20 protein-coding genes, 2 pseudogenes and 1 riboswitch are annotated in these 24,152 nt (G+C 35.7%); of the genes and pseudogenes, 4 read left to right on the top strand and 18 right to left on the bottom strand.

Going from position 1 to position 24,152, the window contains the following annotated elements:
- Positions 1 to 197: hypothetical protein (locus H7K77_RS06640; RefSeq protein WP_222599252.1), on the top strand; the 197-nt coding region annotated here is incomplete at its 5' end.
- Positions 198 to 224: 27 nt separating this feature from the next.
- Here the strand turns inward: H7K77_RS06640 and H7K77_RS06635 are convergent.
- The 13 genes and pseudogenes from H7K77_RS06635 to H7K77_RS06575 form a co-directional block, all read right to left on the bottom strand.
- Entirely contained in the window at positions 225 to 1,316 is a 1,092-nt protein-coding gene (locus H7K77_RS06635) for a sugar ABC transporter substrate-binding protein (RefSeq protein ID WP_186576939.1), read from the bottom strand.
- A 33-nt stretch (positions 1,317 to 1,349) separates the two neighbouring features.
- Positions 1,350 to 2,891 carry a response regulator gene (locus H7K77_RS06630; RefSeq protein WP_186576938.1) on the bottom strand — a complete coding sequence of 514 codons (1,542 nt, stop codon included), beginning with the start codon at positions 2,889 to 2,891 and terminating at the stop codon, positions 1,350 to 1,352.
- Positions 2,884 to 4,332 (bottom strand): sensor histidine kinase, encoded by a 1,449-nt coding sequence (locus H7K77_RS06625; RefSeq protein WP_186576937.1) that lies wholly within the window; start codon positions 4,330 to 4,332, stop codon positions 2,884 to 2,886. Before H7K77_RS06625 ends, H7K77_RS06630 begins: the two co-directional genes overlap by 8 nt.
- Positions 4,329 to 5,306, bottom strand: a complete 978-nt coding sequence (locus H7K77_RS06620; protein ID WP_328701055.1) for a sugar ABC transporter substrate-binding protein — start codon at positions 5,304 to 5,306, stop codon at positions 4,329 to 4,331. The genes H7K77_RS06625 and H7K77_RS06620 overlap by 4 nt, the downstream gene beginning before the upstream one ends.
- A 199-nt stretch (positions 5,307 to 5,505) precedes the next feature.
- Positions 5,506 to 7,059 carry a histidine kinase N-terminal 7TM domain-containing diguanylate cyclase gene (locus H7K77_RS06615; RefSeq protein WP_186576936.1) on the bottom strand — a complete coding sequence of 518 codons (1,554 nt, stop codon included), beginning with the start codon at positions 7,057 to 7,059 and terminating at the stop codon, positions 5,506 to 5,508.
- Between the two features lie 271 nt (positions 7,060 to 7,330).
- Positions 7,331 to 8,017 (bottom strand): ECF transporter S component, encoded by a 687-nt coding sequence (locus H7K77_RS06610; protein WP_186576935.1) that lies wholly within the window; start codon positions 8,015 to 8,017, stop codon positions 7,331 to 7,333.
- A complete protein-coding gene (locus H7K77_RS06605; protein WP_186576934.1) occupies positions 7,993 to 9,645 on the bottom strand; it encodes an ABC transporter ATP-binding protein in 1,653 nt (550 codons plus the stop codon). Before H7K77_RS06605 ends, H7K77_RS06610 begins: the two co-directional genes overlap by 25 nt.
- Positions 9,618 to 10,505: an energy-coupling factor transporter transmembrane component T gene (locus H7K77_RS06600; protein ID WP_186576933.1), complete on the bottom strand. Its 888-nt coding sequence runs from the start codon at positions 10,503 to 10,505 to the stop codon at positions 9,618 to 9,620. Before H7K77_RS06600 ends, H7K77_RS06605 begins: the two co-directional genes overlap by 28 nt.
- A 27-nt stretch (positions 10,506 to 10,532) precedes the next feature.
- Positions 10,533 to 11,282 (bottom strand): DUF4430 domain-containing protein, encoded by a 750-nt coding sequence (locus H7K77_RS06595; protein ID WP_186576932.1) that lies wholly within the window; start codon positions 11,280 to 11,282, stop codon positions 10,533 to 10,535.
- 70 nt (positions 11,283 to 11,352) lie between these two features.
- Entirely contained in the window at positions 11,353 to 13,752 is a 2,400-nt protein-coding gene (locus H7K77_RS06590; protein ID WP_186576931.1) for a DUF4430 domain-containing protein, read from the bottom strand.
- A gap of 141 nt (positions 13,753 to 13,893) precedes the next feature.
- Positions 13,894 to 14,086, bottom strand: a riboswitch (cobalamin riboswitch).
- Between the two features lie 177 nt (positions 14,087 to 14,263).
- Positions 14,264 to 14,701, bottom strand: coding sequence for a hypothetical protein (locus tag H7K77_RS06585; protein WP_186576930.1), 438 nt, complete (start codon positions 14,699 to 14,701; stop codon positions 14,264 to 14,266).
- 302 nt (positions 14,702 to 15,003) lie between these two features.
- Entirely contained in the window at positions 15,004 to 15,222 is a 219-nt protein-coding gene (locus H7K77_RS06580; protein ID WP_235988850.1) for a hypothetical protein, read from the bottom strand.
- A 221-nt stretch (positions 15,223 to 15,443) separates the two neighbouring features.
- A pseudogene (locus H7K77_RS06575) lies at positions 15,444 to 15,810 on the bottom strand (SDR family NAD(P)-dependent oxidoreductase); the annotation flags it as partial.
- A 393-nt stretch (positions 15,811 to 16,203) separates the two neighbouring features.
- On the opposite strand from H7K77_RS06575, the gene H7K77_RS06570 reads away from it, so the two are divergent.
- Positions 16,204 to 18,057 (top strand): rhamnogalacturonan lyase family protein, encoded by a 1,854-nt coding sequence (locus H7K77_RS06570; protein WP_222599250.1) that lies wholly within the window; start codon positions 16,204 to 16,206, stop codon positions 18,055 to 18,057.
- 247 nt (positions 18,058 to 18,304) lie between these two features.
- Here the strand turns inward: H7K77_RS06570 and H7K77_RS20995 are convergent.
- Positions 18,305 to 18,683: pseudogene (locus H7K77_RS20995) on the bottom strand (hypothetical protein).
- Positions 18,684 to 18,805: 122 nt separating this feature from the next.
- Between H7K77_RS20995 and H7K77_RS21700 the strand changes: the two are divergent.
- A complete protein-coding gene (locus H7K77_RS21700; protein WP_328701053.1) occupies positions 18,806 to 19,042 on the top strand; it encodes a winged helix-turn-helix domain-containing protein in 237 nt (78 codons plus the stop codon).
- 169 nt (positions 19,043 to 19,211) lie between these two features.
- Complete coding sequence (locus H7K77_RS06565; protein ID WP_328701052.1) at positions 19,212 to 20,243, top strand: aminotransferase-like domain-containing protein; 1,032 nt, start codon at positions 19,212 to 19,214, stop codon at positions 20,241 to 20,243.
- Positions 20,244 to 20,442: 199 nt separating this feature from the next.
- Here H7K77_RS06565 and H7K77_RS06560 read toward each other — a convergent pair whose 3' ends face one another.
- From H7K77_RS06560 to bioB, 4 genes are all read right to left on the bottom strand, one after another.
- Positions 20,443 to 21,423 (bottom strand): Gfo/Idh/MocA family protein, encoded by a 981-nt coding sequence (locus tag H7K77_RS06560; protein WP_186576929.1) that lies wholly within the window; start codon positions 21,421 to 21,423, stop codon positions 20,443 to 20,445.
- Positions 21,424 to 21,493: 70 nt separating this feature from the next.
- The gene (locus H7K77_RS06555) at positions 21,494 to 21,685 is read right to left on the bottom strand and encodes a hypothetical protein (protein ID WP_186576928.1); all 192 of its coding nucleotides are present in this window, start codon (positions 21,683 to 21,685) and stop codon (positions 21,494 to 21,496) included.
- 14 nt (positions 21,686 to 21,699) lie between these two features.
- Positions 21,700 to 22,896 (bottom strand): class I SAM-dependent rRNA methyltransferase, encoded by a 1,197-nt coding sequence (locus tag H7K77_RS06550; RefSeq protein ID WP_186576927.1) that lies wholly within the window; start codon positions 22,894 to 22,896, stop codon positions 21,700 to 21,702.
- 231 nt (positions 22,897 to 23,127) lie between these two features.
- Positions 23,128 to 24,096 (bottom strand): biotin synthase BioB, encoded by a 969-nt coding sequence (gene bioB / locus H7K77_RS06545; protein ID WP_186576926.1) that lies wholly within the window; start codon positions 24,094 to 24,096, stop codon positions 23,128 to 23,130.
- Positions 24,097 to 24,152 lie beyond the last annotated feature (56 nt).

Raw genomic sequence — 24,152 nt, 5'->3', positions numbered from 1 at the left:
CGTGGGAATTGCGCCACCTAATGAGAGATATGCGTTATGCGTCTTCCCACGAGAGAATTGCGCCGATCCATGAGAGAATTGCGTCAATTCATAAGACATATGCGTCAATGCACGTGGGAATTGCGCCAACTCATGCGGCATTTGCGTCGATGCACAATAAAAGGTTATCCTATCAAAATAAAAAACAGATCTATTGAAGATCTGTTTTTTCATTACATATATTTTCAATTATAGATAGACTCACGCGAATGAAAGCCATCTAAGATGATGGTTTCTTCAATATTTGTACTATTTACTGGAATTGGTTCGAGTAATACGGATGGTACATCTGATCTCCCATTATTTATAATTGTATCCGTGTGAATTTCCATACCTTTTGCTAGTTTAATAGCAAGTTCAGCAGCTTCTTGTGTTAAATCCTTAATTGGTTTGTACACAGTCATGGACTGCGTTCCTGCCACAATCCGTTGAATCGCCGCGAGTTCTGCATCTTGCCCAACAATAGGAATTCTACCACTTAACTCTCGCTTTTCCAGTTCTTGGATGATGACGCCTGCCGTCGCATCATTACCTGCAATTACTGCATCAATGTCATTACCATTTGCCTGTAAAGCCTCTTGCATATTGGCAAGTGCATTTTCAGGTAACCAATCCTTTGTCCATTGGTCATAAACAATGGTGATATTGCCATTATCAATAAGGGGTTGAAGTACATTAAATATTCCCTTTTTCACTAGGTGGGCGTTGTTATCTGTTTCAGCTCCACCAATTAATACATAATTCCCTTTAGATACCATATTAATGGAGGCAATCGCCTGAAGTTCACCAACCATTTCATTGTCATACGAAACATATAAATCAACCTCAGAATTCTTAACAAGGCGATCATAAGATAGTACTTTTATTCCTGCAGCATGGGCCTTCTTCACAATAATTGCAGTTGACTCCGCATTATGTGGAACAATTACCAATACGTCTATTCCTTGATTAATCAACGTTTCTGCTTGGGATATTTGTAAGGCATCATCACCTTGTGAAGCTAATATTTCCACTTCTGCACCTAATGCCTCAACAGCTTGCTTAAACAAATCACGATCCTTCAACCAACGCTCTTCCTCAAGTGTATCCATAGAGAACCCAATCCTTACTTTACGATCTGCTTCCAAACCTTCTCGCTTCACTTGATCATTTAAAGAAGGTTTCCTATCTAGTGCCTCTTCTTGACTGTCATCATTTTCTATCGGCTTACATGCTGAAAAAGTAAGAACAAAGATCAGTATAAGTATTAAAGTTAGTAGAGTATATGCCTGTTTCATTGTCTCAACACCTTTAAGCAAAGTTGTTTATTTTTATTCTATAATCGTTAATAGCTTCTTGCGGTATTCATTTGGTGACATCCCACTAAACTTTTTGAACACTTTACTGAAATAATTTGGGTCGTGATATCCTACATCAAAGGTGATTTCTTTCAAGCTCTTTTCTGGATTTGAAATCAACTTTTTTGCTTTTTCTATACGACACTCTGTTAAAAAATGAATATAATTAACTCCAAATTTTTCTTTAAAAATCTTGCTTATATATATTGGGCTCAATTCAAATTTAGTAGCAATCGATTCCAAGGAAATGTCCTCATTAGAATGCTCCATAATATATTGTTTAATTTGATAAGTAGTGTCCTCTTCTATTTGATTGACATGATCCATATAGTGTTGCTTCATTTGGTTGATCAGATGGTTGACCTCTACCCGTAATTGTCGATAATCAAAAATAGGAGTAGCGTAACGTGGTGTAACTAATTCTATACCTATCTCATTTAATAATCGTGATGCCAGCCAAACAATTTCAAGCACACGCTGTTGAGCCTCTAGGAGATCTGTGTCGTTATTTTCATACTGATGAATAAGCCCAATGATCTGTTCAGAGACCGCTTCCCATCTTCCACTTCTTATATGTTCAAAGAACTTTTGTTCTAACTGTTTTTCCTTCTTCAAATCGTTGCCATCTGTTAATTTTGGCAAATCGGTATAAAAACAAAACTTTGCAGGCCTTGTCGTATCCTTTGTAGCAATAAATGATTCTTGATAGGACTGCCTTGTCTCATCCAACTTGTTATAAACATTCCCTATGCCAATAAACCATCCATCGGTTTCCCTAGATTGCACGATTGAAAGTATTTCTCTAGCTAAGGTAACAGCTTGAGAACGAAAGCTTTTTTTTGGATCTCGGAATACAATGATTGGAAGCTGACGTCCATAAATAGCCCCAATCCATGCCTGTTCCAACTGCCTTATCCTCTCTTTAATAACACGATATCTAGTTTCAGAATATGGTGGTAATAGGACACAGATCACAAACATTTCATTTGTCATACGAATATCTAATAAATCAACTAGTTCATTTAGATGAACATCATGGACATGATCAAATAACAATTGGGTAACAATATCTGTTTCGATTATAGGTAAAGCTTTTTGAAATGTTATCTCTTGAATGGAATTCATTTCTTCTATTTTCTTTTCCTCTTCAATTTGTTCTAAGACAACACCAATTGTTTTGACAATATCACTTGCCCTACTAGGTTTGACTATATAGTCTAATGCCCCCAATTTAATCGCCTGTTGCGCAAAGCTAAATTCAGCATATGCAGTCATTATAATAAATTTTATAGATGAATTTCCTTCATTAATTCTCTCCATTGCCTCAAGACCGCTTATACCAGGCATTTTAATGTCCATTAAAACCAAATCAGGTTTAATTTCCTCTACTTTCTCCATTGCAATTTTTCCATTCTTTGCTTCTTCAATTGAAACTTCCGGGAAATGTTTTCGTAAAATGGCATGGATACCTTCTCTTTCAATTTGTTCATCATCAACAATTAGGAGCTTAATCATCCTTGTCCATCCTCCTTTTTCTAGGTATGTTTAAAACAACCTTCGTCCCTATACCTAAAGCGCTTTCAATATTGATGATATCTTCAACGCCATAAAAAAGTGTTAAGCGTTTTATTACATTACTAACACCAATACCTGTTGAATGTCCTTCTGTTTCATTAGATTGACCTTCTAAAATGCTACTGACCTTGTCTGCTGACATCCCTGGACCATGGTCTTGTATTTCTATTGTGACACGATCTAAACCATTAACCGCTCTAAACCAAATTGCTCCCCCATCTTCAAGTGGTTCAATAGCATGTATAATGGCATTCTCTATAATCGGTTGTAATGTTAACCTCGGTAGCTGAATATCTAAGCTCACTGGATCAATATCCATATGGAACTGCAGTCGTTCCGTAAATCTAGCCTTCTGTATTTCAATATATTGCCTGAGCACATATACCTCGTCAGATAGATAGGTTGTTTTATCCAAATTCCTTAGATTGTAACGCAATAAATCAGCAACACTTACTAAAAGATCACTTGTTTGCTCTGATCCCTCTAAGTAAGCTTTCTTAGATAAAGTATCGAGCGTATTAAACAAGAAGTGTGGATTAATTTGACTTTGTAAACTATGAAGCTGGCTTTCTTGTAATAAAAGTTTATTCTTTTGTAATTCATTTTCTAACTGTGCTTTTTGTTTTATTTCAACTAAATAATTATTAATGTTAATCCGCATTCGATCAAATGTTTTAGCCAGAAAGGCAATTTCATCATTAGATTCTACCTCAACCTTCAGATCAAAACGCCCTTTTGATAATTCACTGGCTGCTAATGTTAGCTTTTTCAATGGTGTTGTTATTCGTTTCGAAAACCAGTAGGTAAAGAGGAGTAATAATAACGTTATTAACATCAAAAGTCTAACCCCAAGCACCTTTAATTCTTCAGAACGATCAATAATACCGTGATAGAAACTATCGTATGTCTTCAGTTCTGTATCAATTAAATCTAGTGTCATCTCCGAAATATACATAGAAATGTTTGTTGCCTCAGAGAGCGCTTCCTGATAATCTTCTGATTCTTCCTCTGTTCGAAACATTAGAGCACGGTCTATTGTTTCGATAAAACTATCAATTAAGTTTTCGTAGTTAGCAATTGCAAAGTCATTCTCCACACTTCTAAACTTCGATACTTCCTCTTTCATAGTAATAATTTTAAATTTATCGTGGTTAAGCGCTTTCTTTTTGATCAACGATTGATCTACAAAATAATTGTTCAAATCTGTAACGATTTGTTGGCTTATACTTGAGACTTCATTCATAATTAAATATCTTTCCAAAATGTTATTATATTGACTTTGCATTTTATTGTTATAAGAAGTCAATGAGATCCAAATGGTTACCATAATAGAAAGTACTACAATAGCCAGGACCCATATGTTTTTCAGAATACTATTCATCGTATATCCTTCGCTTTCAGTACTCTAATATCTGTAAAATAACCTTCCAAATGAAGCGGATTTGTTTCATTATTTAACCAGTCAACCATTAACTTTACACTTAATTTCCCTATCTCTCCTGGTGACTGCTCAATAATACCATCTAGCTTCCCTTGCTTAAGTAGTGTATTCGATTCAGTATCGTCTCCAAATGAATAAATATAATACGGAATTACTTGAGAACGTCGTTCAATCTCTTGGATCATTGTCTCTGCTATATTAGCATCTACGGCTATAAAGGCATCTACATTCGGTTCCTTATTTAACAATCCTTTTGTAACTGCTATCACCTGTTCGCGCGTATGATTCGTTTCACCATCAACGATATTTATATCAGGGTAATTTTTTAAAATATCCTTTATACCCATCAAACGCTGTTCCTGATAAAATTGCTGTTCACTATTATGGATAAGAATGACATCTCCTGTGACGCCCATATCTTTTACTAATTGTTTGGCAATCATATTCCCTGCCAAATACTGGTCTGATCCGACATAAGTTCTTCGTAGACTTTCTTCCACTGATACATCATTTGCTACCGTAATGATTGGAATACCATAAGCAGCAGCTTTTGTTTTGGCTAACTCTTTAAACCGATCTGTATCAAGTCCTTGTACGATAATACCATCCACTTGGGAGTATATAGCTACCTCCATTTTCTTCAGGAAATCATCATGGTTATTTCCGTAGCTTCCCCAGACTTCTAAACTAACATTGTCCGACTTTGCCTGTTTTTGAGCCTCTGCTCCTACTTGATTCCAAAAGGGTGTATCCAAATCCTGTGAAATTAAAACTAAACGAAAATTAGATTGTGCTGTTACTTTCGTCTCTGGCAATTGCCAATCTGTTGTAAAAACTTTAGTTGCAGACATTACAGTTAAGTAAAAAAGGAAACCACAAATGAGGGTGAGTAGGGTAATTACTATTTTTCTCACGAATACTTTTCCCCTTTCATTTGACTTCACTAGCTTAATAGTAGCACAAATCAATGAAAAGACATATTTCAAATACTGTCGCCTTACTCCCTTCTCATTAATAGTCCTTTTACCTTTTTTTATTCCAGCTAGTCTACACCAAAAACATATATCTTTAAATTAGCTTTCCATTATAAACTATTAATAGACTCTTTACTACCTATACCTCTATATAAGTATGTACCTGATTACGCCCTTCTCGTTTTGCTGAGTATAATGCTTTATCCGCTTTATTTAAAAGCTGATGCAATGTTTCCATCTCTTCCGTCACCTCAGCTACTCCAATACTTAATGTAACTGAAATTAATCCTTCAGTAGTAATCAGGGGCTGCATTTCTATGCCATTTCGTAGTAGATTCGCAATTACTTTTCCCTCTAAAAGGGTCCTCCCTTTTAGCGCAAGAACGAACTCCTCACCACCATATCTAGCAAATAATGTATCCTCCATCAACTCCTCTTTGCAAACCTTGGCAACATGGATAAGCATTTGGTCACCAACATGATGACCATATGTGTCATTAACTAATTTAAAATGATCAATATCAATTAAAAGGACCGTAAAAGGGGAGGAATCCTTTCTTGCCACCGTGTACTCTTCTTCACATTTTTGAAAGAATGCTCGTCGATTATAAATTTGTGTCAGCTCATCAAAATAAGCTTGATGCTCTAATTTAACCTGAAGTCTTTTAATTTCTGTGATATCCGTAAAAATAACAACTAAACCTTTCGTATTATTCGCGTGGTGTAAGTGTGATGTCCGAACCTGATAAGTCAGTTCTGAATGATTAATAGTAAGCGTAATTTCTTTAGCAGGAGACCTTGAATCTAACGTAAATGGCAATGCTGATCCTGTAATAGATAACCACACTTTATCAAAATCATTACCAAACATTTTCTTGTTTAAGTCCGGGAACATATGACTACTTGCTTTGTTATACTCAATTAATCGATACGTGTTATCTAAGACCATTACTCCGTCATTTATACTATTAAATATAGCATCTTTGGCAAATGGCATAATCGCAAACAAACGCGATGAATTAATAGACCATAAATATAGTAGCGAAGGGACCCATAGGATAATAGGCACTGGATCAATTCCGGGTGGCGTTATTCCAATTAAATAAATGAATGCTGTAAACATAGGAACTAGTTGTCCTAACGCTAATGCAATTAATTGCGGACGGTAAACTTTAGACGTTTCTCTCCAACGGGAAAGTACTAAGAGAAACGCAATAAACATACATCCGAATGTAAAGATACCATGGACTAAATACCATATACCTATCTCTATATGAATAAAAGGAATACCCAAACTTGGATCTACCTCAAATACCTTGTAATGAAAATGATGCAACTCATTGGTAGCAACCATTATTAAACTAATAGAAGGGATCGTAAAAAGGGCAATCAGCCTTTTTTTATTTATGTTTATTCCCAAATATTGCATGATAAATAATAGACCTAAAAGTGGGGAAAATGGTAAACCTAAGTACTGAACGGTCGTCCAAAATTTCATCTGGTCTAATGTTGTAGCAGCTAAACCAAATGCAGCCCCAAAACAATAGATAGTTGTAGACAAGGCATAGATAATAAAATAGTTAGCAATATTTGTGTAATTATATCGCTTGATGAGAACGTACGCACATAAATATACATTAAGGACGCCTGATGTGCACGCTAAAGTAATAAACGCAGTTAGTTCTGAATTCACTTATAAACCTCTTCTTGTAATTATTTTTTCTTTAAATGTAGCATAAAAAATTCTATATTTGCACCTAAATATTACTTATTAGGAAAAATATTCAAGCATAAAGTACTAGATTATAAGTGTGGTTGTCACTTTTATCCGAAAAGTGAACCATATAGGAACAGTACCATTCATCATGATTATGTATTAGTTTTCTATAAAAAAAGGGTTGTCCATATAAATCTAGTGGACATCCCTTACATTAACTTCCATGATGGTTACATGTCTTATAACCTTATGTTTCAAATAAGCCATATTTCACTTTAAACCGTTCGATGATCCTAATCCAGCTATTACTAAACACCCATAGGAAAAGAACATTACAAATTGCATGAGTTAAATCAAAGTATAAGCTTGAGCTATAATACAAAATTACTTCTGTCCAGTTAAACTCCTCTATAACACCGAATACAAACCAAAGATTCATAATCCACCCAAACGCTATTCCAACCAAAAAACCGTATACACATCGGCCAAATTTGCTATGCATCATCCTCGTGTTACCTAGAAGGCCAGCAGTAAGACCAATCATTCCCCAAGCATACATTTGCCATGGAGTCCAAGGCCCATGACCTAAAAAGAGATTAGAGACAATCGCAGCCAAAGTACCAACAACAAATCCGCTTTGTGGTCCCAACACAATAGCTGCCATAATAATAACAAAGGTAGTTGGCTGAACACTTGGAATTGATGCAAACGGAACCCTACTGACAGCAGCTATAGCTGCTAAGATAGCCACCACAACAAGCTCCCTACTCCTCACTTTTTTCTTGGAATAATGAATCATAAATGGTAAGAAGGATGCGACCATAATTAGTAAGCTTAGCACCATAAAGTGCTCTGTATTGAATAATGGGAATCCTACAAGAATAACAGATATTAGGAAAGCTACTACGATTAAGATTGGCTTTGAACGAGCCATGTTCGTTTCGCCTCCTCTAACGTTACGACAGGATGGACACGATTATTTCGTGTAATTCGGTTGATTACAGTTGTGTAGTACGTGTTTTCATGAAAGAAATCTCTCGTATTTTCCGTAACCGTGATTTCACCTTGGAACAGCATGCTACATCTTGTTGCATAGTTAGAAGTAAATTCAATATCATGCGTTACCATGATAACAGTAAGTCCTTCCTCTTTAACTAATCCTGATATCACTTCCCCAAGGGCTCTTTTCGACTCTGGATCAAGCCCTTTTGTCGGTTCATCAATAAGTAATATGGTTGGTTCTGTAAGTAAGGTACCAATTAGTACCGCTTTTTGAAGCTCCCCTCCACTTAAGTCATAGGGATGGCGATCCTGCAAATGTTTGATATTAAACTTACATAATAATTCTTGAATACGATCTTCGGCATTTTCTAACCCATGCTGTAGCGCTATATGATCATATTCCTTCTTAATTGTATCTTGAATGAAAAAAAGCTTCGGATTTTGAGGTAAGTAGCTTAACGATTTCCGATCCCATTTTTTCACCTTTTTACCGTTATACCGAATTACTCCATGCTGTTGCTTAACGATACCACCGATCATTTTTAAAAGGGTTGATTTACCAGTCCCATTGGCACCAACAATCGCGTGCCATTCGCCACCACGTATCGTCAAATCTAAATTGTACAAGACAGGCGGTTTACCTTTTTCATACCGGAAGTCCACTTCTGTTAACTCTAGGATCGGCTGATTGTTTAGATTATCTACTAACACCGCCTCTTCAGAATCAAAATTTTGAGCTTTTAGCCAATTCCTTGCTTCTTTGACATTAAGCGGGATCTCTTCTGGATATAATCCTGGATAGAAGCTCAAATATAACAGCGCCGCGCTCGGTAAATAACCTCTCATTGTTTGATGATTTGCTAACTTACTTACTAATTCTCGAGGTGTAGTATCAAACCTTTTGACACCTTTTTCTAGCATGATCACCCTATTGGCTATTGTAAATAATTCCTCCAAACGGTGTTCAACGATTATAACTGTGATTCCAAACTCTTCATTTAAACGCTGCAGCATATATATAAAATCTTTTGCAGCAATAGGATCTAACTGTGCTGTCGGTTCATCTAGTAATAGAACCTTCGGATCTAGTAATAAAATAGCTGCTAAGTTCACTAATTGCTTTTCTCCTCCAGATAGCTCATCTGTCTTCTTATCTAACAAATGATTTAACCCAAAAAAATTGACCATTTCAGCGACTTTTTTCCGCATTTGTTCCGTTGTAAAACCTAAGTTCTCCATTCCAAAGATAAGTTCCTCCATCACATTGTCCATTGCAATTTGATTCTCTGGATCTTGAAAAACCATCCCTAGTTCTTTTGCTTTCATACTAGGTTCCAAGTCATCCATTGTTTTCCCTTGAAAGGAAAGAGAGCCTTCCAAACTTCCGTGTGGGGCAATCTCCGGTTTGAACAAGCGAAGTAATGTTGATTTACCACTTCCTGACGGTCCACAAAGGACAACAAAATCACCTTGTTGCACTTGGATGTTAATATCTTGTATTGCCCTTGTTGTAGCGTTAGGATAGGTAAAGCTTACTTGTTGTGTCGATAGTATTTCCACTTGATCAGCTCCTTTCCTTCCAACCAAATCGGTAAACCGATTAATAGGATGAATACGAACAAATAAAACCATTCCCTACCATATAACCAAAATGGCTCTAATATTGGTAGTAACGCCATCACTCCATCACCTAGCCACCATCCTAATAAGACAAGTGATCCACTCATTAAAAGAAATACTAATGTGATCCAGTCTTTTCTTTTCATATAAAAAGGTTGATATTTACTACGATTTCCAAGTCCATATCCTCTTGCTGTCATCGAATCTGCTGTTTGTATCGATTCCTCTAAAGACCATGTTAACAGGATCTGTAAGAGAAACATTCCATTTTTAGCACGACTTTTTATTGACCCGCTCTTAACCGATAAACCTTTCACACACTGTACATCACTAATTTCGTTGAGCCTTTTCCTTAATAGTGGGACAAACCGCATCGTTAGCATAATCAACAATGCCCACTGTGGAAAAAACTTGGAAAAGAGAAAAATAAATTTATCTGGTGTAATGACGATATTAAAGGAAATAAACAAGCACAGAATACTCACTAATGTTAAGGAAATGATTAGACCCTGCCAAATCGCCTCGTGCATAACTGGATTTTCAAACAAATAAAATAAAATATGATTGCCTTTGTGATTAAATATGGGTGTTAATATCATGGTTAAAACACCCATTATCATGATCATAAACCGCCATTTTCTTAATTCCTTTCCTCCATCCAGAATCAAATTAGCGAGGAGAATAGCTAAGAAACCTCCAGTTAAAAATAGGGGTTGCTGATACAACATAAGTCCAGCTATAGCCAATATATAATATAGTAATAGTATAATAGGATGAAATGAACGAAACCCTCGTACCATATAATTCAACTCAATTCCTTGGTTGTTCTATTCCATATAATTCTTTGTGTAACGCCACTTGATTGCTTGTCCAGCCTTTACTCCATAAACCCCTGTACTTCTATCTATTCCTTGGCCATCCACAAAAACCTCCCAGCCACTAAATGCACCATATTGCATTTCCTCGATATTGCCAATACTTTTCACATATGCTGTGGCATTAGCTCCTGAGACACTCATCTGAATCTCCTTCGCTTTGACTATTTTTTGAGTAATATCAAGCACTGTATCTCCGTCATTCATTTCCACTGTAGTAGTTGGCAGAATGGTTTCGTTATTTGTTCCCGGAGCAACAATGGTGATTGTAACTGTTTGCTTGGGCTTTGTTGGTTCCTTCGGTTGGTCTTGTTTTGTTGTAGAAGGTTGCTCCTTATTTTCACTAGTAGTTGCTTTATTCTCTTTACTTTTTTCATTATTTTCTTTGTTTTCCTCTACAGATATCTTAGGTGCTTCTGTATTAGTATTCACCTGTTCATTCGGTTGATTAGAAATACTTTCTTCTTTTTCATTTTCCGTACTAGTAGATTTGTTTTCCGATTTATCTTCTTCAGTTGATTCCAGTTCTTCCTCTATTTTCTTTCTTTCATACGTCTTGTGCTCCATTGTTACATCGTGAGCTGTTAACTCGCCCGATAGTTTTTGGGCAGCTTCAGAGCCTGGTTCCACTACTTGGTCTTTCGCACAACCAACAACAAGAAACAACGTTAGCATTATCATTGATATAAGAACCCGTTTCATCCCATTATCCCCCTTTTCCCTAATAAGAAATCAGGGTAACCCATCAAATGATAGATTACCCAACATTTACTTATACTTCTCGTTTACGTTTAACATAGATAAGAATGAACCCCATAAGCAATAACCCAAAACCAATCACCGACATGTTGAAGGTGTTAGTGGCTGTATCTGGTAATTCGTGCCCTGCTTCTTTATCTGGTTGAGTTTCAGCAAATTGATCTACATTTACTGGTTCATATTTAAATACACCATACTTACTAAAATGTGTTGTTGTTGCTGTCACGATTCCTGTTTCAGGGTTATAGGAACTATTATCCATTACTTCCCACTCGCCTGTCTCTTCATTATAATAGAAGACTTTGATCTGACTTGCCTTTAATTTAGCAACCTTATCTTGGTCAACTTGGAATGTTAACGCCACTTCTTGTCCATTAAAATTGCTAATTTCTTTTGCGCCAGCCGTAATGGTGAAATCATAAACAGCACCAATTGCCCCTGGTTCTTCTTTTTTCACTAATTTTATTTCAACTAGTTCACTTCCTGCTTCAGCAGCAATTTGCGATAGGATGGAAGTAGGAATATGAACAGAAGTATCACCTTTATTTATCTTAAGACTTGCTTTTTTGTACTTTAGATCTGAAATCGAATCGCTATCTAGTGTTACATGTAATTCGTTTTGATTGGCTGCATTACTTGATTCCAATAGAACTTCTTGTCCATTCATTACACTTTCTAAATCTGATTTCTTTATCAAGACAATAGTTGTTTTGTTTTTAACTGTAGTGTCCGGATTGATCTTAACTTGATGCTTCGTCACAGGAAACTGGTAAACTGGTCTCTCATTAGCTTTAAAACCTTGATAAGCTAAAAGAGCAAGGAAGGCCTGTTGAGTAGCCATTTCATTCGTGCCTTCACCTTTAATATGGCTAAACCCATTTTCATTTGTTTTAAACTGCATCAAACTAGATAGTAAATCTCCACCACTCTTAGTAAAATCATCCCCTGTTGGATCAACTCCGACAGATGCTAATCCTAGAATAGCTTGAGAGATAGATTCACTCGTAGCACCATCACTTGTTGAAAAACCACCTGTACTCACCTGTACGGATGATAGATACTTAACTCCATTGTTTATTGCATTTTCAACCGCTTCTTGTTCTTTGTATGGCGCCAATGCAGATAAAGCCATTCCCGTTATATCTGGACTAGCTTCTTTACCAAAAAAGGACCAACCTCCTCCATTTACTTCTGCCTTAACAATTTTATCAATAAGCTTCTCTCTAAATCCTTCAGATGTTTGATAATTACCGCTATCAACTGCTAGTAGAGCATAAATCGACCAGTTAATTGATCCATTTTGCAAATATGCATGGTTTTCTAACTTATCTATTAAGTTATACCCTTCAACGGAAGATGCATCTATTCCAGCTGCTGAAAGTCCAATAATTGCTGTCTCTAATTCTGTTACACTTTTAATAGTACCTTTTGTTCTTTTAACCTTTTCCTTTACACCGGTAATATAGGACGCAGGGATATCCTCATTAGCGTTCACTAGTCCCCATGCCCACCAATCATTAATAGTAACTTTATTCGTTTTTATATATGTTTTGATGTTTTGAATAGTATCTTTAATTTGCTGATCCGTTACGAGACTTGTTTTGTCCCCAGTTTCTGACTGGTCATCTTCAGTACCGTCAGGATGATCTGGATTTTCTGTATCCTCTGTATCGGGCTCACTAGATGTTTCATATTGTAATGTTAATTGAACCTGATCACCTTCATTAACTGGCGTATCTACAATACTGTTATTAATTGCTGTACCATTATGATCTACTTTCCACCAATCACTTGGTTCCATCTCTGTGTTGCCCACATTATTTATATACGTTAACCAACTGTCATCAACAGTAGCTACTACTGACTTCCCATTTACTTTTGCTGCTTGGATTAGTGCGTCGTAAGCACTAGCACCCTTCATTAAAGTTACTTCCTCATCAGAAATAATTTTAGTTCCTTCTCTTCCTGTTACATTTACTTTAACAGTTACAGATGGATCAAAATTATCAGTTAAAACAAATAATAAGTGATCTGCATTTTTCAACTCATAATCAGAGACTCCATCAGATCCAGGGGCTAGTCCATTTACATTAAAACTCCAATAGTAGTCATCATGATTGTTTACATTATTAATGCCTGAGATCATATTACCAAAGTTAAATTCACTATACTCAATAGCTTTTTCTTGTTTTTCACCAGCCTTAATTAACGCATCAAAAGCAATTTCACCTTCATCAAATTCCACTGCTGTTAATGGTAAAACAATATCACCATTCTCATCAATAGCTTTAACCGTTACCGCATTATCTAACGCTGCCCCAAAAGTAGTAGTTGGAAAGAATGCTAGATTACTAACAAACAATATAAAAACAGCGATAAGTGCAGTCCAACGTTGAAATACTGTCTTATTCAAATTTAGTTCCTCCTAAATATTTATTCCAAAAAAAATACACCTCAATATCTAGAGATGTGTACAAGCCAAATTACGTTGTCTGCACTGACTTAGTAACAGAAAACCAGAATTTGCTTACACCTCCCTATATCCGCGTAGGTCGAATGGCGTCAAAAATAGGCAGGTATCCTGGCTCATGATCACTGCTTTCTATCCCCTTCCCATCATAAGATAGTGGTATGTAATAGAAAGCTCCCATATACAGTGGCGGGACCGCGCCGGAATTTCACCGGTCTTCCCTTTTAATAGTTTACTTTATATATAAGTAAACTAAACCTATTCCTTCTGTATTCAATTACATTTAGCATAGATAAGGACGTGAAAATTGTCAATATGAGAAAGATAACCAGAATATTTATGAAGAACGAGGAAGTATATTATACCTTAGATATATGAGTTACTATCTCAGAATGGTGGTGGACCTAGAATGGTGTTAAGGATTAGACTACTAAACAAAAACAGTACTATAATATCAATCGCACCCTCCGCCTGATCCCCCATCACTACAACTGCCTGAATCACCGCCACCTCCATAGGAGTAATCACCGCTATTTCCATCAAACATAAACGTAAAAAATTCCCACCAACCAATTGGTGACAAAGTTACTCCATAAATTCGATTTATAACATATAAAACTAATAAAATAATATAAACTCCTATTTCAATGAAATAGATGGTATCCAGTGGTCCAAACTTTAAAAAAGTGAATAGCAATAGAAATCCATAAACAATAGATAATAAAAAGAGGTGATTTATATGGTAGTAAACAGTGGTGGTTATTCTTTTACGTTTGTATTTCTTTCTTTTTAGCTTTGGCTTTTTCATTCCATCAATAAATAATTTTGGATAATATAGTATAGATACAATAGAAAGATAAATGAAAATCCCAAAACATATTGTTAAAAGCATACCCATTTCCCCTATCCTAAGATTTAACCTTTTGAAACATTAATAGTGTATAACGTTAATTACGTATATCTATATCAAAAGTTCCATAATAAAAAAACGGCTAAGCTATGGAAATTACAAGTTATTTGTTATAGTTTACAATTCCATTCAATACACCATCAACATATCCATGTAAAGCGTTCACCTCGTTAACCATTATTTGCGAAGCGTCAGTAATCCAACTTGAAAAAAATCCCCACCTATATAAGTGGGGATTGATATGCGAAATAATATTCCTCATTAATTCGCAGCATTTATTTAACTTATTCTTCTGCGCCTTCTTCTGTTCCTTCTTCTGTTCCTTCTTCTGTTCCTTCTTCTGTTCCTTCTTCATTTGTTTCTTCGTTAGTTTCTTCTGTTTGATTCTCTTCTTCTTTTTCGGTATCATCTTTGTCTTCACTACATCCTGTGGCAAAGCCACCTACCATAACAACCATTAATAAAGCGAGTAATCCTTTTTTCATTTTCTTCATCTCTTGCATCCTTATTGCCTCCTTTTAAATTAGCATAATTACCTTATATTGCTATCATACAACATTGGAGGCCAGATAATACCCATATTACCATATATTTACACAAATGATAAATAGCATTAACCTTTTTAATAATTCCATAACAATTACTCTTAATATCACCCTAATAGGAAAATAAACTATAAAGTTTGTCCATTATCTATTATAAATGTTTGACCTGTTACGGAATTTTACGCGATTTTAAAAAGGACTGCTTCTGCAATATCATAGGGTGTAGAAATCTTCTTGAGCGGTAAGTTTCCTGCGAGCTGATACATTTTCTCCTCGTTTCTGTCCCACCACCTTGTTTCTACAGCCCCTGGTGCAATGGCATTCACTCTAATTTCAGGTGCTAATGCAATTGCTAAAGATCTAGTCATCGTATGGCAGGCTGCTTTGGTAGCTGCATATGGAATGGATGACCCTATACCCGTAATACCTGCGACACTCCCTATCATAATGATAATGCAGTCTATTTATTTTTTCATGTAAGGTTTGACTGCTTTCGCACAAAAATATTCCTTTCACATTTACATCCAAAAGCTCGTTCCATACCCTTTTCTGTTACACGAAAATTTTAAAATTCCTAATTCATCATGAGTAATGTAAAGTACGGATCGTAGTTGTTGTTTTCTTGGAAAATTCACCAATTAAATACCTACCCCCATCAATATCCCTCAATTATAAGGTTCTATTACTATCATATAACCTCACGTAACATAAGAAGCAAGTGGTTTTTTTGATAATTAGTATTAGAAGGTTCATAGCATACTAATTTATTACTAATAAGTTAATTTAATCCAAATGTACTATGAAATAATGTAAAACAAAGTCGATAGAATAAAAGAAATATAAAATAGAAGATTGCATATCTCATATAATTCCATGATCAGTAGAAAAATTAAGATTGGTCTATATATATGATGTATTCAATCGTAGGAGGATGATGTAGTGTTTTACATTTGGAAGTCATTTATAAAGTCTATAGGGTTATTGATAGCGTTTGCTCTTATCCTATCATTTTCTGCTCCAACCCTTACAGCGAAGGCAGAAATTGCAGAAGTAAAGGCAAATACTGAGGCAAGACAAATGGAGAATCTTGGACGTGGTGTTGTTGCTGTCCGCGATGGCTCAACTGTTTTTATTAGTTGGCGTTTACTTGCATTAGATGCAAAAGATATTGGTTTTAACATCTATCGCTCTTCAGCAGGAGGCAAGGAAGTCAAAATTAACAAGTCAGTCATAACAAAAGGTACTAATTATGAGGATAAGACAGCTGATTTATCCGTGAGCAATGTTTACCATGTACAGCCAGTCATCAATGGTAAAGAAGTCAAAGACAATAAAACAGCAGGCTCCATCTTTACGTTAGAAGCTGGAAAAGCGGATGGCCCCTATGTGACTGTTCCACTAAAAGAAGGGGGACCCATCAGAAATGTTTGGGTAGGGGATTTTGATGGAGATGGAGAATATGATTATTTCGTCAGTCGTTATAAAGAAAAACCTCAAGTCATAGAAGCTTATAAACAAGATGGCACGCTTCTATGGTCCGGAAACATGGGACCAAACAGCGATATCGAAAGCTCTTACAACTCTGCAACAATAGATGTAGGTATGTGGGATAATGTTACCGTTTATGATTTAGATGGCGATGGAAAATCAGAAGTAATCCTAAAAATTGCTAATGGTGTAACTTTTGGGGATGGTGAAAAATGGAGCGACGACAGCGACACCAAGCAGTGGATCGCGGTGCTTGACGGCATGACAGGAAAACTAAAAAGTGCCGAACCTCTACCTGATGATTACATCTCTGATGGTCCTTTAGCCACTCAACTCGGAATTGGCTACCTTAATGGGAAAACACCAAGTATTGTCGTATATGCAAAGAACCGTACGAAAGATAGAAAAGAATTTAATCTAGTCTATTCTGCTTATAGCTATAATGGTTCGAACCTAGTAATGGATTGGAAATGGTTACGTGAATCACAAGTACATGCAGATGGCCATCAGATGAGAATTGGTGATTTTGACGAAGACGGAAAAGATGAAATCAGTCAAATTGGTTTTGTCTTAAATGGTGATGGTACATTGAAATACTCTTTATCTGATGTGCGTCATGGTGACCGTTTTTATATCGGAAAGTTTGATCCGAACAGCGATGGTTTCCAGGGATACGGCATTCAACAGGATAATAAAAATGGATTACTAGATTATTATTATGACGCATCTAACGGTTCCATGATCTGGCAGCATAAAGATCTATCCACTGCTGGCACACAGGATGTAGGACGCGGTAATATTGGTGATATAGATCCTAGGTATTCCGGTTATGAAGTTTGGTCATTTGATGGGATATATAATGGTCCTACAAATACCCAAATTACCACATCAGAGAATCAACCTTATCCTAATTTCCGTCTATGGTGGGATGGAGATCTTTTAAGTGAGAAATGGGACTCTGGGAATATAGATAAATGGGACTACAAAGAGAACAAAGTTGGTCGTTTAGTCACCACTTGGAAATATGAAAATGCCACTAAAAATGATCGTAAAGTTATGGCATTCTATGGTGATGTTTTAGGGGATTGGCGTGAAGAAGTGATCCAACCAAGTCGGGATTACTCAAAACTTGTAATCTTTACCACTGATATGCCAACAGATACACGTTTATATACACTTGCTCAAAATCCGATGTATCGAAATTCTATGACAGTTAGAGGCTATTATCAGTCACATTTAACAGACTATTATCTAGGAAGTGAAATGACTACTCCTCCAACACCTAATATCTATTTAGCTCCATAATATGATCTAGATATAATGGTTAGATGGGATATATCTTAGACTGAATATCTCTTTTGATGAACAGAGGGATAAAGAAGTCCTTCTTCTAAATAAGGAGAGGGACTTCTATTTATATAAAGATGATTACTTCGCTACTAGGACATAATGTAATTATATTAACTTTCTTAACATTGTTCACTCGATATAATGACTATTCTCTATTATTTTACTATTTAGAGAAAGGATTGCTAGTACCCTAAAAATAGTATTAACTTAATAATGAATACAGTTGATATCCCATATAAATAGCCATAACCCATATTATAAGTGCGGAAACTTGGTTCATATGTTTTAAAAGATTACCACTTTTATCAAATTGACCAATCTTTTTACTAGAAATCGCTACGAAAAAGAACCCTACTAAAAATAACAAAGTCTTTAACCATTCGAAACTAAATACAATAATGAATACTCCCACAACAGCCAAATAAATCAGTATGGCATCACAAACTCCTGCAGTAATAATTGCAGGTAGGCATTTGTGATTTTTTTGTGTGTTGCTACTTGTTTAAATACAAATACATTCTGAATCCTAAAGGTAAGAATAATCCAAATGCTAATATCATTCCATGTAATAGGGCTTCCACCATGATTCCCCCTCTTTTCATCTAGAATAGCGAAAGATAACAAATATGTCTCCAACCAATTTAACCAACCATTTTGTTATACTTTAAAAAAATGATTGGAGATAGTCTATGTCTGAATTAGAGTGGAAGCCTCAAAAAATTCATCCGTTCCTTTACATCAACAAATATCTGAATACATGAAAAAGAATATAATGATCGGTGAGTGGACAATAGGTACTAAAATTGCACCACAAAGAGATTTAGCAAAACTATTTCAAGTAGATCGTAGTACAATTGTAATTGCACTTGAGGAACTGGCTGCCGATGGACTAATTGAATCAAAGGTTGGGAGCGGTACTAGAGTCGTTAATAATACATGAGGCCTACTTGCCTTCACTCCTCCTCCAGATTGGAATAGTTATGTAAAATCCGGTAATTACAAACCAAATATATCAATAATCCAAGAGATTAATAAAGCAGAAGCAGACCCTACTATGATTAGGCTTGAAACGGGAGAACTTTCACCAGACCTTACTACCCAACAAAAAAATGGGGCAAATACTTCAAATAGATAATGAACAGTCTTTGTCGTTTGGATACATGGAGCCTAAAGGAAGTCTATCTTTACGCGAAACGATTAGTACATATTTAAGAACAAAAGGAATTGAAGCATCATCTGAGTCAATTTCAACTGTTTCTGGAGGACTTCTAGCACTGCAATTGATATCAATTGGATTATTAAATAGAGGATCAACTTTCCTTCATGAAACACCTTCCTATTTGAACTTGGTACACGTATTCCAATCAGCTGGAATGAATTTAATGGGTTTGCCAATTGACAAGGAAGGAATTAAATTTGATGCCATTGAACGTATGAAAAGACAGCATTATGCTTCTTTATTTTATACGATTCCCACTTTCTATAATTCAACTGGCAAATTAATGTCTGAAAAAAGGCGGCTTGAATTAATAGAGGTTTGTCAAAAGGAGACTACTATCCCTATCATTGAGGATGATGTTTATGGTGACCTATGGTTTGAAAATCCACCACCAAAGCCTTTGAAAGCCAAGGATACACAAGGAAATGTTCTGTATATAGGTAGTGTGTCTAATACATTGAGCCCCGGGTTAAGAATTAGTTGGATTGTTGGACCTGAACCCGTTATTGAACGTTTAGCAGATATAAAAATGCAAACAGATTATGGCTCTAGTTCCTTATCACAATATGCTGTAGACAAGTGGCTCTGTAGTGGTATGTATGACGATTTTTTAAAGGAAATAAGAGAAGAATTAAAATTCAGAATGGATTTCACAATTCTAATATTAAAAAAATATTTTTCAGAGATAGCAACATGTAGTACCCCAAAAGGTAGCTTTTATATCTGGATTAATTTACTATCATGTGTTTCCAACCGAAAAGTATTTAATGTAGTTCTTCGAGAAGGAATTTTATTAAATCCAGGAAGCGTATATGATAATAATGACTTACAGCACCTTCGTATATCATATTCATATGCTTCCATGGAACAATTAGAAAAGGGGCTTATTTCTTTAGCAAAACTTATTAAAAGTCTTCTATGAATTTAAATTGAATCTTTTTTGCCATAAATTAACCTATTATTTTTTTAACCCTATTTCTGATTAAAGGTAAATAATATATGATTTATCACATCAAAAGTGCATGCAAATAGTGAATAAATTTCAAAAAAGAGTAGATGTTTATCTACTCTCTAGCTACTTAGTTGAATATGTTTGTTTCTTAATATGACAAACTTGTGAGTTAGTTTGTAGTTAATTTTATAGGTACTCCACTTCTCGCTGACTCCAATGCAGCATACGTCACCTCATGCGTTTTATATGCATCACTGTAGTCTGATAGAATTTGCGAAGTGTCACCAGTACGTACCGCATGGATAAATGCTTCATTTTCCAAAACATATGGATCAGCAGTATCGATATGTTCCGATTTAGGACCATTCTCGCATATTTCCAGTCGGTCAGGTCTCCAATCTAGTGTGCCTTTATCTGTATAAAGCTTCATCCCTATTTCTCCCACCCCATCAGGAAGAATGCAGGTATTTGTTAGATTGGCAATAATTCCATTCTGGAGTCTAATACTAACCGTTCCTACGTCAGCTACCGTAACATTCTCGTATTGATTATGCATGACGCGATTCCCATACATAGCATATACTTCTTCAACTTCGCCACATACAAACCTTAATAAATCAACAATATGGGTAGTTTGTTCGATAAATTGTCCACCAGACTTTTCCTGATTCCTCCACCAATTAACTCTTGGCATTTCGCCCATCCATTTTCCTAATACAATACCAATCTTTTGTTTTTTTAGATGTTCTTTCATATACTGAATCGAATTCTTGTATCGAAAATGATACCCAACAGATGTAATGAGAGGTTTTTGCTTAACACTTTGTAAAACTTTGTTAGGAATTTCTTTTTCTATCCCTAGTGGCTTTTCTACAAAAAAAGGAATATTTCGCTCTATTAGCTCTAATTCCATTTTCCCCCGTACCATGGGTGGTGCGACGATATAAACTGCATCAAGCTTCTCTGCATCTACCATCTCAAGAAAATGATCATATCCATTTGCATCCTGATGTTGGAATGCCATCTTTGCTGCCTTCTCTTTACTTGTTCCACAGATTGCTTGTATCTTAACCCCATCCATTTTTGACAAGATGCTAGCATGCAATTGACTAAACCCACCTGTTCCTATCATTCCAATTTTCAATGTCATTTCTTCTCTCCACCCCTTTGATAGTTTCAAAAGATAGTAAAGCAACATTGCAAATATATTGTAAGTAGTTCTAATCCCTCGGTCGATCTAATTTTTGATACTCCTCCATATACTTACCATTATTAGCTACATATGAATGATAAAGTGCCTTTACTGCTAAATTTTTCTCTAAGTCCATTTCGACTTTAACCTTCTTTAACTCATCATGTAATTCACGATGTCTGTTAATTAATTTCGTCATAAGTGTTTTATTGTATTTCACTTAAGCACACCTCCCTAGTTCATCACTTTTATAATTACAACCTTTAAATAATTAAATTCTGGAAAGTTATGTGGTACGGTAAAATCTTCTGGTAACTGATACTCTTCTAAAACTCTGTAGCTTTTATTTGTGTCGGTAAATGCTTTATCAATAAATGTTTTAAACTTTTTCATATTGAAGCTTGCGTTATTTGTAGATGCAACAATTATTCCACCATCATTCGTAATTTTCAGGGTATCTTTAAGTAGCTTCGGATAATCCTTTGCGGTACTAAATGTCATTTTCTTTGTCCGTGCAAAGCTTGGTGGATCCAAAACGACAACATCAAACTTCAAATCATGACGTGCTGCATAACGGAAATAATCAAAGACATTCATCACCTTAATGTCCTGTGCTTCATAATCAATTCCATTGACTGCAAATTGCTCAATTGTCTTTGGTAGACTCCGTTTTGCTAAATCTACACTCGTTGTTTCTGTCGCACCACCAAGTACTGCCGCCACAGAAAATGCACCTGTATAAGAAAACGTATTTAAAACCGTTTTACCCTTTGAGTAATGATCACGTAATGCTTTCCGTACGTTACGTTGATCTAGGAATATACCTGTCATTGCACCGTCATTTAAATCTACAGCATATTTCATGCCATTTTCCAAAACAATTAAAGGAAATTCTCCCTTTTCACCTGAAACGTAATCATCCTGTTCCAGGTATTGACCATTCGTATTAAATCGTAACTTTTCATATAACCCTCGAACATTTACTACTTCGTTTAAGGCTTGATATATATCATCACGGAATGAATAAATACCTTCACTATACCAGCTCACCATATAAAAGCCGTCATAGTAATCAATGATTAATCCACCAATTCCGTCCCCTTCCCCATTAAACACACGAAAAGCTGTTGTATCATCCGCTTCATATAAATTAGCGCGCTTTGCTACAGCTTCACTCATCTTTTTAGCAAAAAACTTCGTATCAATTTTTTCCTTTTCTTTACGAGTTAAAACCCAGCCAATACCTTTATTTTGTAATCCATAATATCCTGTTGCAACATATCTATTATTTGTATCAACTAAGTGTAAAATACTTCCCTCTTCCATCGTCACTTCTGGATTTTCCAAGGCCTCTTTCGAAAGTAGTGGATAGCCATTCGTAATGTCTTTAACCGATTTCGATTTTAACTTCATTTCTATTAACTGTCTCATATAGTCATCCTTACTATTACGGTTTATTTCATTATGCCATTATTTAATAGAATAAGCGAAAATAGTCATACATTTCCAATGAAGTAGGTTTGGTTTTAAATGGGTGATTTATGTAGGGGATCGTGTTGATAACTTAAGATAGTATATAAACATTTTTGTGATGTTATTGATAGAAGTAGCTATTCTCAAAAATACAAATCATATTATTCAAACGGTTTTCTCCGTAGTAACTTAGTCAATTTCAAAACCTAAATCTTTAATCATTTGATGATCTTTAGATCCTTCTTGACCAGCTGTAGTCAAGTAATCTCCTACAAAGATTGAGTTTGCAGGATAAAGACCAAGCGGTTGAAGGCTTCTTAGGTTAACTTCTCTTCCACCTGAAATCCTTATTTCTTTTGTTGGATTTATAAACCGAAAAAGACATAGCACCTTTAAACAGTAGGTAGGATTTAACTCATTCGTTCCTTCTAACAGCGTGCCTTCAATGGCATGCAAAAAATTCACTGGAATGGAATCTGCATCCAGGACATTCAATGAACGTGCCATTTGAATGACATCTTCATTCTTTTCCTTCATCCCTATAATCACCCCTGAACAAGGGGAAATCCCAACTCGCTTTGCGTGATTGACAGTCTCAACTCGGTCTTGATAAGTATGACTTGTTGTAATGTTTTTATGATGTTGTTCGGAGGTGTTGATATTATGGTTATAGCGATCTACTCCGGCCTCTTTTAATTGTTTTGCTTGCTCAGGTTTCAATAATCCTAAACATGCACAAACTTTCATATCGTAATTTTCTTTGATTTCTTTAACGGCGGAAGTAACAATATTTAGTTCACGATTTGTTGGTCCACGTCCACTTGCCACAATACAATAGGTACCTGACTGTTGTCGCGCCGCTTGTTTAGCTCCTTCAATAATTGTATCTTTATCCATCATCCTGTATTTTTGAATGGGTGCAGAAGAATCCCTTGATTGGGCACAATAACCACAATTTTCGGGACAAAATCCTGATTTTGTATTAATTATCATATTTAATTTTACTCGATTTCCATAATAATGCTTGCGTACCTGATATGCGCTATTTAATAGTTCCAATATTTCATCATCAGGACAAGTTAAAACAGTAAGTGCTTCCTGGTCTGTTAGTTCTTCACCTATCAACACTTTTTCAGCTAATAAATTCCAATTACTCATATTACCCCACCTTATTTTTTGACTTCGATATGTGCTTCTTTAACTACTTTCCTAAA

It is taken from the genome of Aquibacillus kalidii, assembly GCF_014280935.1.
Taxonomy (GTDB): Bacteria; Bacillota; Bacilli; order Bacillales; family Amphibacillaceae; genus Aquibacillus_D; species Aquibacillus_D kalidii.
This window is presented reverse-complemented; position numbering and strand designations above follow the sequence as displayed.

Coding starts and splice junctions, on each gene's coding strand:
- H7K77_RS06580 (WP_235988850.1), bottom strand. CDS start 15,222: ATGCAAGAGATGAAGAAAATGAAAAAAGGATTACTCGCTTTATTAATG.
- H7K77_RS06550 (WP_186576927.1), bottom strand. CDS start 22,896: ATGAGACAGTTAATAGAAATGAAGTTAAAATCGAAATCGGTTAAAGAC.
- H7K77_RS06600 (WP_186576933.1), bottom strand. CDS start 10,505: ATGGTACGAGGGTTTCGTTCATTTCATCCTATTATACTATTACTATAT.
- bioB (WP_186576926.1), bottom strand. CDS start 24,096: ATGAGTAATTGGAATTTATTAGCTGAAAAAGTGTTGATAGGTGAAGAA.
- H7K77_RS06625 (WP_186576937.1), bottom strand. CDS start 4,332: ATGAATAGTATTCTGAAAAACATATGGGTCCTGGCTATTGTAGTACTT.
- H7K77_RS06585 (WP_186576930.1), bottom strand. CDS start 14,701: ATGCTTTTAACAATATGTTTTGGGATTTTCATTTATCTTTCTATTGTA.
- H7K77_RS06610 (WP_186576935.1), bottom strand. CDS start 8,017: ATGGCTCGTTCAAAGCCAATCTTAATCGTAGTAGCTTTCCTAATATCT.
- H7K77_RS06560 (WP_186576929.1), bottom strand. CDS start 21,423: ATGACATTGAAAATTGGAATGATAGGAACAGGTGGGTTTAGTCAATTG.
- H7K77_RS06565 (WP_328701052.1), top strand. CDS start 19,212: ATGGGGCAAATACTTCAAATAGATAATGAACAGTCTTTGTCGTTTGGA.
- H7K77_RS06630 (WP_186576938.1), bottom strand. CDS start 2,891: ATGATTAAGCTCCTAATTGTTGATGATGAACAAATTGAAAGAGAAGGT.
- H7K77_RS06595 (WP_186576932.1), bottom strand. CDS start 11,282: ATGAAACGGGTTCTTATATCAATGATAATGCTAACGTTGTTTCTTGTT.
- H7K77_RS06635 (WP_186576939.1), bottom strand. CDS start 1,316: ATGAAACAGGCATATACTCTACTAACTTTAATACTTATACTGATCTTT.